The 11,807-nt window shown below is 69.4% G+C and carries 10 protein-coding genes; 4 read left to right on the forward strand and 6 right to left on the reverse strand.

Annotation, left to right across the window (positions count from 1 at the left end):
• Positions 1-79 precede the first annotated feature (79 nt).
• Positions 80-751, forward strand: coding sequence for a BON domain-containing protein (locus HNR24_RS00900; RefSeq protein WP_058887248.1), 672 nt, complete (start codon positions 80-82; stop codon positions 749-751).
• A 23-nt stretch (positions 752-774) separates the two neighbouring features.
• Positions 775-984, forward strand: a complete 210-nt coding sequence (locus HNR24_RS00905) for a hypothetical protein (RefSeq protein ID WP_182494727.1) — start codon at positions 775-777, stop codon at positions 982-984.
• 71 nt (positions 985-1,055) lie between these two features.
• Here HNR24_RS00905 and HNR24_RS00910 read toward each other — a convergent pair whose 3' ends face one another.
• On the reverse strand, positions 1,056-1,559 hold the full coding sequence (locus HNR24_RS00910; protein ID WP_058887246.1) for a DUF2505 domain-containing protein: 504 nt from the start codon (positions 1,557-1,559) through the stop codon (positions 1,056-1,058).
• Between the two features lie 90 nt (positions 1,560-1,649).
• Between HNR24_RS00910 and HNR24_RS00915 the strand changes: the two genes are divergently transcribed.
• Positions 1,650-2,918 carry a calcium/sodium antiporter gene (locus HNR24_RS00915; protein WP_220477256.1) on the forward strand — a complete coding sequence of 423 codons (1,269 nt, stop codon included), beginning with the start codon at positions 1,650-1,652 and terminating at the stop codon, positions 2,916-2,918.
• Between the two features lie 139 nt (positions 2,919-3,057).
• Positions 3,058-6,687 carry a transcription-repair coupling factor gene (gene mfd, locus HNR24_RS00920; RefSeq protein WP_182494729.1) on the forward strand — a complete coding sequence of 1,210 codons (3,630 nt, stop codon included), beginning with the start codon at positions 3,058-3,060 and terminating at the stop codon, positions 6,685-6,687.
• Here the strand turns inward: mfd and HNR24_RS00925 are convergent.
• The 5 genes from HNR24_RS00925 to HNR24_RS00945 form a co-directional block, all read right to left on the reverse strand.
• On the reverse strand, positions 6,654-7,772 hold the full coding sequence (locus HNR24_RS00925; protein WP_182494730.1) for an acyltransferase family protein: 1,119 nt from the start codon (positions 7,770-7,772) through the stop codon (positions 6,654-6,656). The two genes, mfd and HNR24_RS00925, sit on opposite strands and share 34 nt — an antisense overlap.
• A gap of 35 nt (positions 7,773-7,807) precedes the next feature.
• Positions 7,808-8,128: a hypothetical protein gene (locus tag HNR24_RS00930; protein WP_179440626.1), complete on the reverse strand. Its 321-nt coding sequence runs from the start codon at positions 8,126-8,128 to the stop codon at positions 7,808-7,810.
• A gap of 42 nt (positions 8,129-8,170) precedes the next feature.
• Complete coding sequence (gene deoC / locus HNR24_RS00935) at positions 8,171-8,875, reverse strand: deoxyribose-phosphate aldolase (protein ID WP_182494731.1); 705 nt, start codon at positions 8,873-8,875, stop codon at positions 8,171-8,173.
• A 49-nt stretch (positions 8,876-8,924) separates the two neighbouring features.
• Entirely contained in the window at positions 8,925-10,757 is a 1,833-nt protein-coding gene (locus tag HNR24_RS00940) for a phospho-sugar mutase (RefSeq protein ID WP_182494732.1), read from the reverse strand.
• Between the two features lie 71 nt (positions 10,758-10,828).
• On the reverse strand, positions 10,829-11,656 hold the full coding sequence (locus HNR24_RS00945) for a purine-nucleoside phosphorylase (protein ID WP_058887681.1): 828 nt from the start codon (positions 11,654-11,656) through the stop codon (positions 10,829-10,831).
• Positions 11,657-11,807: the final 151 nt, after the last annotated feature.

The following is an 11,807-nucleotide window of genomic DNA, read 5'->3' on the forward strand; positions in this document are numbered from 1 at the left end:
GGACCTCTGGCCCTACACGGATGGTGGAGGTTCATGGAGGCTGAGTCCAGCCCGCGAGCCGCGAGAAGGGAATTCTGCTGTGATCATTGCTACACGCACCCGATCCGACACCAAGATCCATTCCTTGGTTCTTGCCGAACTCGAATGGACGCCGCAGGTTGATGCCTCGGAGATCCGAGTCGAGGTGGAGGCTGGAATCGTCACCCTTACCGGAGAGGTCCGGGATCACTTCGAGTACCTGGCCGCCGAGCGTGCCATGCGGCGGGTCCACGGCGTCGTGGCGGTGTTCAACCGCCTGGAGGTCACACCACGCTCAGCCAGGTGGGTCACCGACCCCGACATCGCTGGCGTCGCTGAGCGGATCCTGACCTGGTCTGCCAACATTCCAGGCTCGGTCCGTTGCCGGGTGGAGGCGGGATGCATCACGCTCACCGGTCAGGTGGACTGGCATTTCCAGCGTGAGGCGGCGGAACGGGCCGTGGAGAACATCCGCGGCGTGCACACCGTCCGCAACGAGATCACGCTGATTCCCCGTCCGGTGGCCGATGACGCGGCGGAGACGATCCGCAGCGCCTTGTTCCGCAATCCGCAGATCGATGCGAGCCGGATCAGCGTCTCGGTGCGGGGGAACACGGTCATCCTCACCGGGTATGTGAAGTCTCTGACGCAGCGGGCCCAGGCAGACGCGGTCACCTGGTCCTCTCCTGACGTCGTCGCGATCGAGAATCGACTCAACGTGCGCCCCTACTGAGGCGCATGCATCAGCCAGGGGGCATGATGTTTGACGGTCTCTATTTCTGGAACCTGATCTGGTCCTTCTTCACGCTGCTCTCACTGGTCTTCGTGCCAGTGCTCTTCGTGATGATCTACCTGAACACCAGGGGGCCCAGGGCCGGTCCCGGCCAGGCAGCAGGGCCGGCGGCCTCTGCCGGGGGAGCAGGGGCCGGAGCAGTCGAGGAGCATCCCGGGAAGCGGGCCGCATGAGCCCGGGGTCGCATCCCGCGGTCCATGCGGCCCCCTTCGTCGTCGAGCACTACGAGGTCCAGACCTCTGGGTCAGCCGCGGCGGGAGATCCAGGCGCTGACCTCGCGGGCCTGCAGGTCCACGAACTTGCGCATATAGGGCTCGGCGGCCGTCTTGATCTTCTTCCCGACGATGGGGATGTTCACATTCACCTCGCCGCGCACCGTGGAGAGCGTCTCCTCGGCCCCACGGACGTGCAGGTTCTGCGCCGCCTGGGCGGTCACAGGAGCCGAAGCGATCTTCACCGCGGTGTCCGCCCGGCGGGAGCCGGCAGCGTCCGGGGCGCCCCAGGAGTGGGTCACATGCACGGTGACCTCGCCCTTGATGACCTTCTTGGCGATGTCCGGAAGCTTCTCCGCGGACATGGACTGCTCGGTGACGATCTCGAACGGTCCGTCCAGCGGTCCGACGACCTCGAAGCTGCGCAGCGAGGCACCGACCTTCTTGGAGAGGTGCTCGTTGAAGTCGCGGTCCGCGTAGGCCTCGATGATGTCCTGCGCGCTGTGCGGAATCACGAGCTCTGATTCAAGTGCCACTGGATGGTCTCCTCGTTGACGTCGTGGTGAAGGCGTTCTGCGACGGCGGTCACGGAACCTACCCATTGTAGAGTTGCACCAGTGACCATCATGACTCTTCTCCTGCTCCTCGGCGGTTTCCTGCTGCTCGTCGGCGGCGGTGAGGCCCTGGTTCGGGGCGCCGCGTCGCTGGGTCGCACGCTCGGCCTGTCCTCGCTGATCATCGGGCTCACCGTGGTGTCCTCGGCGACATCGGCTCCGGAGCTTGCGGTGAGCACCGGAGCGGCGCTGAGCGGCTCGCCTGGCCTGGCGCTGGGCAACGTGGTCGGCAGCAACATCGCGAACATCCTCTTCGTGCTCGGGCTGACCGCCATCTTCGGGGCCCTGGTGGTCAAGGTCCAGCTGATCAAGGCCGATATCCCGATCATGATCGGGTTCTCCGTGATCGCCCTGCTGATGGCCCTTGACGGGGGCATCAGCACCCTCGAGGGTGCCGTGCTGGTGGGCATGCTGGTGCTCTACCTGGTGGTCACCGTGGTGCTCGCCCGCCGCCAGACTCGGGGCGAGAAGTCCGACGCTCAGGAAGCGACAAAGGCTGAGACTGGGGCGCAGGCTGGCGCAGACCGGGCAGACGGCGCAGTCCGCGCAGACCCGCTGGACGTGGACCGGGCGGTCGGCGGCGGTTCGGTGAAGCTGACCAAGAGCCTGCGCACCACCAAGCTGCGCTCGGTCATGGTGGACCTGGTGCTGCTCGCGGTCGGCATCGCGCTGCTCGTGGTCGGCGCCCAGATGCTGGTCTCCGCCGCGAGCACCATCGCGCTCTCCCTGGGGGTGAGCGACCTGATCATCGGGCTGACCATCGTGGCCATCGGCACCTCGCTGCCGGAGCTCGCCACCAGCGTCATCGCGGCGCTGCGCGGCGAGCGCGATATGGCGGTGGGCAACCTGGTGGGCAGCAACATCTTCAACATCGGAGCCGTGCTCGGGCTGACCGCGATCATCTCTCCCGACGGCGTGGAGGTCGCCGCCGCTGCCGTGAACTTCGACCTGCCGGTGATGATCGCCGCCGCCCTGGTGCTGCTGCCGCTGGCGTTCACCGCGGCCTCCATCGGCCGCCTGGAAGGTCTGGTCCTGGTGGCGCTCTACAGCGCCTACGTCGTCTACCTGGTGCTCTACGCCGCCGGACACGACGCGCTGCAGCCCTTCAGCGCCGCGATGCTCTGGTTCGTGCTGCCGATCACCGCGCTGTGGATCACGGCGCTGGTCGGATACGAGGTGGGGGTGCTGCGCACTCGCCGAGCCGCCCGAGCCGAGAGCCCCGGAGGCTCCTCGGGCCCCGCGGAGGCCGCCGAGGAGCCGGGCCGGACCGGGGCATCATGACCGTCGCACCGAGTATCCTGTGTGAGGCCTGAACTGAAGAATCTCAGCACTCGCCGAGACCCCGCCCGCGGAGCCCCGGCACCGATCTGCCTGTGAAACTGTCTGCGAAACTGTCTGCGAAACGAGGCGTCACTCTCCCATGGCTCTGTCAGGTCTGCGCACCGCGCTCACGGCGAACCCGTCCTTCAAGCGTGTCGCCTCCGCCGCCGCGCACCCTGCCCGGGAGCGCACCGAAGAGCTGCAGATCGCCTCCACCACCGGGCTGCGCCCCGCGCTGATCGCGGAGATCGCCGCCAAGCTGCGCGGCACCAGTGCGACCGGCACGTTGCTGGCCGTCACGGCCACCGACCGGGAAGCCGATGAGCTGGCCACCTCGCTCGCCGCCTACGCCCCGGACGCGGCCGTGGCGCACTTCCCGTCCTGGGAGACGCTGCCCCATGAGCGGCTCTCCCCGCGCTCGGACACCGTGGGCCGCCGGCTCGGGGTGCTGCGCCGGCTCGCGCACCCGGATGAGGCCGGGGGAGTCCTCGACGTCGTCGTCGCCCCGGTCCGCGCGGTGGTCCAGCCACTGGTCACCGGGCTCGGAGACCTCGCCCCGGTGCGGCTTGAGGTCGGGGAGTTCGCGGACTTCGATCAGACCGTCGCCCAGCTCGCCGATGCCGCCTATTCCCGGGTCGACATGGTCACCCGGCGCGGCGAGTTCGCGGTGCGCGGCGGGATCCTCGACGTGTTCCCGCCCACCGAGCCGCATCCGATCCGCATCGAGTTCTTCGGCGACGAGGTCGAGCAGATGCGCTGGTTCGCCGTGGCGGATCAGCGCTCACTGGACACCGAGTCCACCGAACACCCCCAGGTGCTCGACGCCGCGCCCTGCCGCGAACTGCTGATCACCGAGGCCGTGCAGGCCCGCGCGAAGGAGCTCATCGCGCAGATGCCGCACGCCGCGGATCTGCTCACCAAGCTCGCCGAAGGAATCGCCGCCGAGGGCATGGAATCCCTGGCCCCGGTGCTGGTGCCCGAGATGGTGCCCTTCGTGGAGCAGCTGCCCGCCGGCTCGCTGACCGTGGTGATCGAACCCGAGAAGACCCGGGGACGCGCCCATGACCTCGCCGCCACCAACGAGGAGTTCCTCGCCGCCGCCTGGTCCGCGGCCCCCGACGGTGCGGCCGCCCCGCTGGACCTCAGCGGGGCCCAGATCGGCAGCGAGCAGCAGGGCCTGGCCACCGGAGGGTTCGCGAGTCTGGCCGAGACCCGGGAAGCCTCGATCGCCCACGGCGCGGGCTGGTGGTCGATGACCTCGCTGGGCCTGGACGAGGAGCTGGAGCAGGACGCCGACATCGTCTCCCTGGACTCCCGGGAGCCGATCGGCTACCGCGGCAGCGTCGAGGACGTGATGACCTTCCTGGGCGAGCGGGCCAAGGCGAACTGGACCGTGGTGGTGACCACCGCCGCGGCAGGCTCCGCGCAGCGGGTCCATGAGCTGCTCACCGAACACGAAGTCCCCTGCGTCCGGGTGGACTCCCTGGACCAGCCACCGGCGCCGGGGACCATCACGATCTCCACCGCGAACGTCTCCGAGGGCTTCGCCGTGGACCCGCTGCAGCTGGCGCTGCTCACCGAGTCCGAGATGCTCGGGCGCTCCATCCGGCAGGACTCCGGCTCCGCACGCAAGGTGCCTGCGCGGCGTCGTCGTCATGTGGTGGACCCGCTGGCGCTGAAGCCCGGGGACTACGTGGTCCACGAACAGCACGGGATCGGCCAGTTTGTCGAGCTGATCCAGCGCAAGGTCGGCTCCCCGCAGGCGATCAAGGCGGGCACCGCCGGGATCCGGGAGTACCTGGTGCTGGAGTACGCCGCCTCCAAGCGCGGCGGCGCCAAGGACCGGCTGATGGTCCCCACCGACCAGCTCGACCAGGTCTCGCAGTATGTGGGCGGTGAGGCGCCCTCGCTGTCCAAGATGGGCGGCAGCGACTGGTCGCAGACCAAGCGCAAGGCGAAGAAGGCGGTCAAGGAGATCGCCGGCGAGCTGATCAGGCTCTACGCGGCACGCATGGCCTCCCGCGGGCACGCCTTCGGCCCTGACACGCCCTGGCAGTCGGAGCTGGAGGACGCCTTCCCCTATGCCGAGACCCCGGACCAGCTCACCGCCAGCGACGAGGTCAAGGCGGACATGCAGCGCGAGATCCCGATGGATCGGCTGATCTCCGGCGACGTGGGCTACGGCAAGACCGAGATCGCGATCCGTGCCGCCTTCAAGGCGGTCCAGGACGGCAAGCAGGTCGCCGTTCTGGTGCCCACCACGCTGCTGGTCTCCCAGCACTACGAGACCTTCACCGAGCGCTACGCCGGCTTCCCGGTCCGGGTGGCCCCGCTCTCGCGGTTCCAGACCGCCAAGGAGTCCAAGGAGACGATGCTCGGTCTTCGGGAAGGCAGCGTGGACATCGTGATCGGCACCCACCGGCTGCTCTCCAAAGAGGTGGAGTTCCACGACCTGGGCCTGGTGATCATCGACGAGGAGCAGCGCTTCGGGGTCGAGCACAAGGAACAGCTGAAGAAGATGCGCACCAACGTGGATGTCCTCGCCATGTCCGCCACCCCGATCCCGCGCACCCTGGAGATGTCCATGGCCGGGATCCGGGAGACCTCCACCCTGGCGACCCCGCCGGAGGAGCGCCACCCGGTGCTCACCTATGTGGGGCCCTATACCGATAAGCAGGTCTCCGCCGCGATCCGGCGCGAGCTGATGCGCGAGGGTCAGGTGTTCTTCGTGCACAACCGGGTCTCCTCGATCGACGCCACCGCAGCCAGGGTCCGCGAGCTGGTCCCGGAGGCGCGGGTGGAGGTCGCCCACGGTCAGATGAGCGAGTCCCGGCTGGAGCAGATCATCCAGGACTTCTGGGAGAAGCGCTTCGACGTGCTGGTCTCCACCACGATCATCGAGACCGGCCTGGACATCTCCAACGCGAACACCCTGATCGTGGACCGCGCCTCCACCTACGGGCTCTCCCAGCTGCACCAGCTGCGCGGCCGGGTGGGGCGCTCCCGGGAGCGCGCCTACGCGTATTTCCTCTACCCGGCGGAGAAGCCGCTGGGCGAGGTCGCTCTGGAGCGGCTGCGTGCCGTGGCGGCGAACAACGAACTCGGCGCCGGCCTGCAGCTGGCGATGAAGGACCTGGAGATCCGCGGCGCCGGGAACATGCTCGGCGGCGAGCAGTCCGGGCATATCGCCGGGGTCGGCTTCGACCTCTATCTGCGTCTGGTCGGGGAGGCGGTGGCCGACTACCGCGGCGATGAGGAGGAGACCTTCACCGAGGTCAAGATCGAACTCCCGATCAACGCCCACCTGCCCCACGACTACGTGCCCGGCGAGCGGCTGCGCCTGGAGGGCTACCGCAAGCTCGCCGCGGCAGACACCGAGGAGAAGATCGCCGAGGTCATCACCGAATGGCAGGACCGCTACGGGGACCTGCCGGACCCGGTGACCAACCTGATCGAGGTGGCGAGGTTCCGCAATCGCGCCCGGGCCGCGGGCATCCACGACGTCGGCACCCAGGGCAAGTTCATCCGCTTCGGCCCGGTGGCGGAGCTGGCCGAGTCCAAGACCATGCGCATGGAACGGATGTATCCGGGCAGCCAGCACAAGGTCTCGATGAAGCAGGTGTTGATCCCCAAGCCCAAGACCAGCGGGATCACCGGGGTGGAGCTCACCGACGGAGAGCTGCTGGCCTGGCTGAATCAGGTCTTCGAGGCGATCTTCCCGCCGGTGTGATCCGCCCTCCGGCGGCGCAGCGCGGACCGCGGCAGCCCGTTCAGCGGGCCTGAGAGCGGGGTGCGGTTGACCAGGATTCCCAGGCCCCAGCAGATGATCAGCGCGATCACGGTGCGCAGCACCGGGTTCTCCAGCTCGAAGAGCCGCAGCAGCAGGTAGAGCACCATCGCGTGGGCGAAGACCACGAAGGTGGCGGTCTGCACCAGCTCGGAGATGACGACGCCGAGGACCCGCCCGCGTGGCGACTCGGTGCTGCGGTGGGTGGCAGCCGCGTCTGGGCCGGCTTCGGCCGGCCGGGGCCCGCCGAGCAGCGCGTTGACCGTGGTGGAGAACAGCAGCACCAGCCCGATGCTGATCAGCACGGAGACCGCGGGGGAGAGCAGGAAGGTGCCGAAGCCGGACCATTTGATATTCATGGTCCCCGCGCCTGCGGCTAGGGCGCCGAAGCCGATGCCCAGGCAGAGCAGCCCGATCCAGGGCTTGCCCGGCAGGCTCAGTCCGCGCGGGGAGCGCATGAACCGGCCGAACCAGTGACCGGCGAGCATGAAGGCCATGCAGGCGGGGACCAGTCCGACGCCCAGTGGGGTGTAGGCCATGGCGGAGTCCGGCAGCTGGGCCAGGGTGAGACCCGCCAGGCCCACCGCCGCGCCGGCCCACCAGGGCAGGGCGAGCACCGCGCGCAGCAGCAGCGCGGCGAAGAAGAGCACCGAGATGAACCAGAACGCCAGGAACGGCATATCGGTGCGGGCACCACCGATCAGCGCCCCGCGGATGGTGCCAGGCTCGAACGGCCAGGGGGTCTGCGTCATCGCCAGCACGCCGGCACTGAGCAGCAGGAGCCACACCGCGTAGGGGACCGCGAGGCTGCGGGTGCGTGCCTGCAGCTCCCCACGCAGGGTCCTGGAGGTGGAGAAGAAGAAGCCCGCCAGGAAGAAGAACAGCGGCATCCGCCAGATCTGCAGATAGTCCGCCCCCGGCATCCCCGCCCAGGCGTGCCCGATGACCACAGCGGCCACCGAGATCACCCGCAGCAGGTCGATGCCGAGATTCCGGGAGCTCACGGGCCGCGGCGCCGGGGTGGTCATGGCAGTTCTTCGTGCGGGGTCAGCTGACGCGAGGGTCAGCGGACGTGCGGCTCCGCAGCCGATTCGCGGGAGGAGGCGGCCCGGGAGGCCATGGCGTCCAGCGGTTCACCATGCTCGCCGTGGAGGTCCTGCTGCTCCAGCGAGTCCGAGCGGCCGATGACCTCCTTGGCCACCAGGAACGACCCGGTGTAGAGCACGATGAAGATCAGGCCGGGAAGCCACACCTGGTCCAGATCCCAGAAGTTCAGCGCGACGATCGAACCGACGAGCATCAGGAAGACCACGGAGAACGCGGCGAAGTTTCCTACGAAGTTGCCCTGGCCCGAATAGGCCTTGACCTTACCGTTGCTGATCATGTGCTCCCCTTAGGATGCGGTGCGGTCTGCTGGAAGCCTGACTCAGTAGTCTCCGGCAGCACCGGATGTGCTGGAATCTCTGTGCTCCACGATATCAAGAGAGGAGCTTGCGCCGATGCGTGTGGCGCCGGCGGAGACCATGGCCACGGCGTCGTCGTAGCTGCGGACCCCGCCGGAGGCCTTGATGCCCAGCCGGCCGCCGACCAGCGAGTGCATCAAGGTGATGTCGGTCAGGGTGGCCCCGCCTCCGGCGAACCCGGTGGAGGTCTTCACGAAGTCGGCACCGGCGGCCTCTGCGGCCTGGCAGACCAGCGTCTTGGCGGACTCGCTGAGCAGTGCGGTCTCCAGGATCACCTTCAGGATCGCGCCGCCGGCGTGGGCGGCATCCGCCAGCGCCCGGATCTGTGCCTCCACATAGCTGTGGTCACCGGCGTTGGCCGCGGCGATGTCCACCACCATGTCCACCTCCTGGGCACCGAGCTGGACCGCTTCCACGGTCTCGGCGAGCTTGGCCGCGGTGGTGGAGGCCCCCAGCGGGAAGCCGACCACGGTGCAGGTCTTGACCGGGCTGCCGGCGAGCTCGGCGGCCACCAGGGTCACCCAGCGCGGGTTGATGCAGACCGCGGCGAAGGAATGCGTCAGCGCCTCGGTCACGACCCGGCGCACGGTGGCCTCATCGGTGTCCGGCTTCAGGGCGGTGTGGTCGATCAGCGGCGCCATCTCTGCGGGGGTGGGGGTGTGGGTCATCAGGGGTCCTCAAGTCGGTGACATCAGTGGTGGTGGGGTGGGGTGAGGCTCAGCTGAGCATGGTCTCCATCGAGCTGCGCAGCTGCTCCAGACGCTCGGCGGCCTGCGCCCGGGCGGCACTGATCGCCTCGGGGGCGGCATCGACCCCGGGTGTGTCCGCGACCGCTTCCAGGTAGCACTTGACCTTCGGCTCGGTCCCGGAGGGCCGCACGATCACCCGGTCCCCGGCCTCGGTGAGGTAGATCAGCGCATCGGTCTTGGTCGCTTCGCTGAGCTCCGTGCCAGGCAGCGGGTCCTGGGTGAGGTCCAGGGACTCGACGACGGCGGAGCCTGCGATCTCCGCAGGCGGCTGGGCGCGCAGCGCCGCGGTGACCTTGCCCAGTTCGGAGAGGTCACCCACCCTGATGGTGACCTGCCCGGTGACGAAGACTCCTGCCTCGGCGGCGATCTCGTCCAGGGCGGCGACCAGGCTGGTCTCGCGGGCCTTCAGCGAGGCGGTCATCTCGGCGAAGATCAGCGCGGCCGAGACGCCGTCCTTGTCCTTGACATGCTCGGGGTCGACATTGAAGCCGATGGCCTCCTCGTAGCCGAAGCTCATGTGCTGGACCCGAGCCAGCCACTTGAAGCCGGTCAGCGTGGCGGCGTGCCCGACCCCGCGGACCTGGCAAAGCCGCTGAAGCAGCCGGGAGGAGACGATCGAATTGGCCAGCACCGGAGCCCCGCCGTCGGCCTGGGGGCGCAGCGGCCCGCGCTCGAGCAGATGCCGGCCCAGCAGAGCCCCGATCTCATCTCCGGAGAGCTGCCGCCAGGCCCCGGCGACCTCGTCATAGACCGCGGCGGAGAGCCGGTCGGCGTCCGGGTCGTTGGCCAGCACCAGGTCGGCGTTGTGCGCCTCGGCGGCCTTCAGTGCCAGGTCCAGGGCGCCTGGCTCCTCCGGGTTGGGGAAGTCGGCGGTGGGGAAGTCCGGGTCCGGTTCGAACTGCTCAGCCACCGGGGTCACCGTGAACCCGCCGGCGCGCAGCAGCGAGGTCACCATCTCCCCGCCCACGCCGTGCATCGCGGTGTAGACCACGTGCAGCTCACGCTCGGGGTAGTTCTGCGGGTCCAACAGCTCCAGGGCCTCGCGCTCGTAGCTGCGGCGGGCCTCCTCGGTGACCGGGTGAGTGGTGGCAGCGCCGGCCGGTGCATCAGCGTCGGCCGCAGCGCCGGCCTCGGGGGAATCGGCTGCGGCCTCGACGAGCTCGGCGATCCGGGCGGCGATGTCCTGATCCACCGGGGCCACGATCTGGGCGCCGACGCCACGCCCGTGCGGTTCCAGGAAGCGGGAGAGCTCTCCGCCGAGGTAGACCTTGTACCCGTTGTCCTGGGGCGGGTTGTGACTGGCGGTGACCATCACCCCGATCTCGGCGTCGAGGACCAGCACCTGGCGGGCCAGCAGCGGGGTCGGTCCGGGGCGGGTGAAGAGATGGACCTCCCAGCCGGCGGCGGAGAAGATCTCGGCGGTGTCGGCGGCGAACTCATCGGACTGGTGCCTCGCGTCGAAGCCGATCACGATCTTGCGCGCCCCGCCGCTGAGCAGGTCCTGCGGGTTATCCGCCTTGGTGCGGGCCTCGGTGAGCTGTTCCTCGGCGTAGCTGAGCATCCCGGCCGCGGTCTGACGCACCACCAGACGGTTCATCCGCAGCGGGCCTGGGCCCAGCTCGGCGCGAAGCCCCGCGGTGCCGAAGGCGAGCCGACCGGCGAAGAGCCGCTCCAGCTCGGGGGTCGCTGCGGTGTCGGAGGACTCCGCACGCTGGACCAGCTCCTGGAGCGCTGACCTGGTTCTGGGGTCCGGGTCCTGCTCGATCCAGCGGCGGACGGTGCCGATCAGCTTCTCGGTCATGGCGGTCTGCTCCCTCATTCGGGTCGGAGTATCGGGTCTGGGTTCACGGCTCGGGGTTCACGGCGTCCGGCTCAGGGGGCGAGGATGCGCCCGATCACCGTGGCCAGCAGCGCAGAGATCCGGGGGGCGGCCTCCCGCCCGGCGTCGAGGACCTCGGTGTGGCTCAGCGGCTCCGGGGAGATCCCGGCCGCCTGGTTGGTCACCAGGGAGATGCCGAAGACCTCCATCCCGGCGGCCCGGGCCGCGATCGCTTCCAGCGCCGTGGACATGCCCACCAGGTCGGCACCGAGGACCCCGGCCATCCTGACCTCGGCGGGGGTCTCATAGTGCGGCCCGGGGAACTGGGCGTAGACGCCTTCGGGCAGATCCGGGTCGACCTCACGGGCGAGATCGCGCAGCCGGGGGGAGTAGAGGTCGGTCATGTCCACGAAGTGCGCCCCGCGCAGCGAGGAGGTGCCGGTGAGGTTGAGGTGATCCGAGATCAGCACCGGGGTGCCCGGCTTCCACTGCGGGTTCAGGCCGCCGCAGCCGTTGGTGAGCACCATGGTGCGGGCCCCTGCCGCAGCGGCGGTGCGCACCCCATGGGCGACGGCGTCCACGCCGCGCCCCTCGTAATAGTGGGTGCGGGCGCCGATCACCAGCACGTGCTCCCCGGAGCCGGTGCGGATGACCTTGAGCGTTCCGCTGTGCCCGGAGACCCCGGAGGAGTGGAAGCCGGGCACCTGCTCGGCGTCGATCTCCGCGACGATCTCACCGAGCTGCGCGGCGGCCTCACCCCAGCCCGAGCCCAGGGTGCAAGCCAGGTCGATGGAGTCGACCCCGGCCTGCTCGCGCAGCGCGCGCGCCGCAGCCTCCGCGCGCTGGTTCGCCGGGGCCGTGGGGTCATTGGTAGGAGTCAGCTCCGGCTGGGCGACCACATGGTCGTCGAGGCGGTCGCTGGTCGGGGCACTGGGCTGGGTCTGGACTCTGTCGTGGCTCACACAGCCCAATCTACCGTCTGAGTCAGACACAGCGGCAGGCAGACGCGGCCGTGCGCGCCGCCGCAGCCTC

Source organism: Nesterenkonia sandarakina, from assembly GCF_014138825.1.
GTDB classification, from domain to species: Bacteria; Actinomycetota; Actinomycetes; order Actinomycetales; family Micrococcaceae; genus Nesterenkonia; species Nesterenkonia sandarakina.

What these genes read in the sequence shown, in the direction of transcription:
- HNR24_RS00930 (WP_179440626.1), bottom strand. Translation starts at nt 8,128, where the DNA reads ATGATCAGCAACGGTAAGGTCAAGGCCTATTCGGGCCAGGGCAACTTC.
- deoC (WP_182494731.1), bottom strand. Translation starts at nt 8,875, where the DNA reads ATGACCCACACCCCCACCCCCGCAGAGATGGCGCCGCTGATCGACCAC.
- HNR24_RS00940 (WP_182494732.1), bottom strand. Translation starts at nt 10,757, where the DNA reads ATGACCGAGAAGCTGATCGGCACCGTCCGCCGCTGGATCGAGCAGGAC.
- HNR24_RS00905 (WP_182494727.1), top strand. Translation starts at nt 775, where the DNA reads ATGATGTTTGACGGTCTCTATTTCTGGAACCTGATCTGGTCCTTCTTC.
- HNR24_RS00915 (WP_220477256.1), top strand. Translation starts at nt 1,650, where the DNA reads ATGACTCTTCTCCTGCTCCTCGGCGGTTTCCTGCTGCTCGTCGGCGGC.
- mfd (WP_182494729.1), top strand. Translation starts at nt 3,058, where the DNA reads ATGGCTCTGTCAGGTCTGCGCACCGCGCTCACGGCGAACCCGTCCTTC.
- HNR24_RS00925 (WP_182494730.1), bottom strand. Translation starts at nt 7,772, where the DNA reads ATGACCACCCCGGCGCCGCGGCCCGTGAGCTCCCGGAATCTCGGCATC.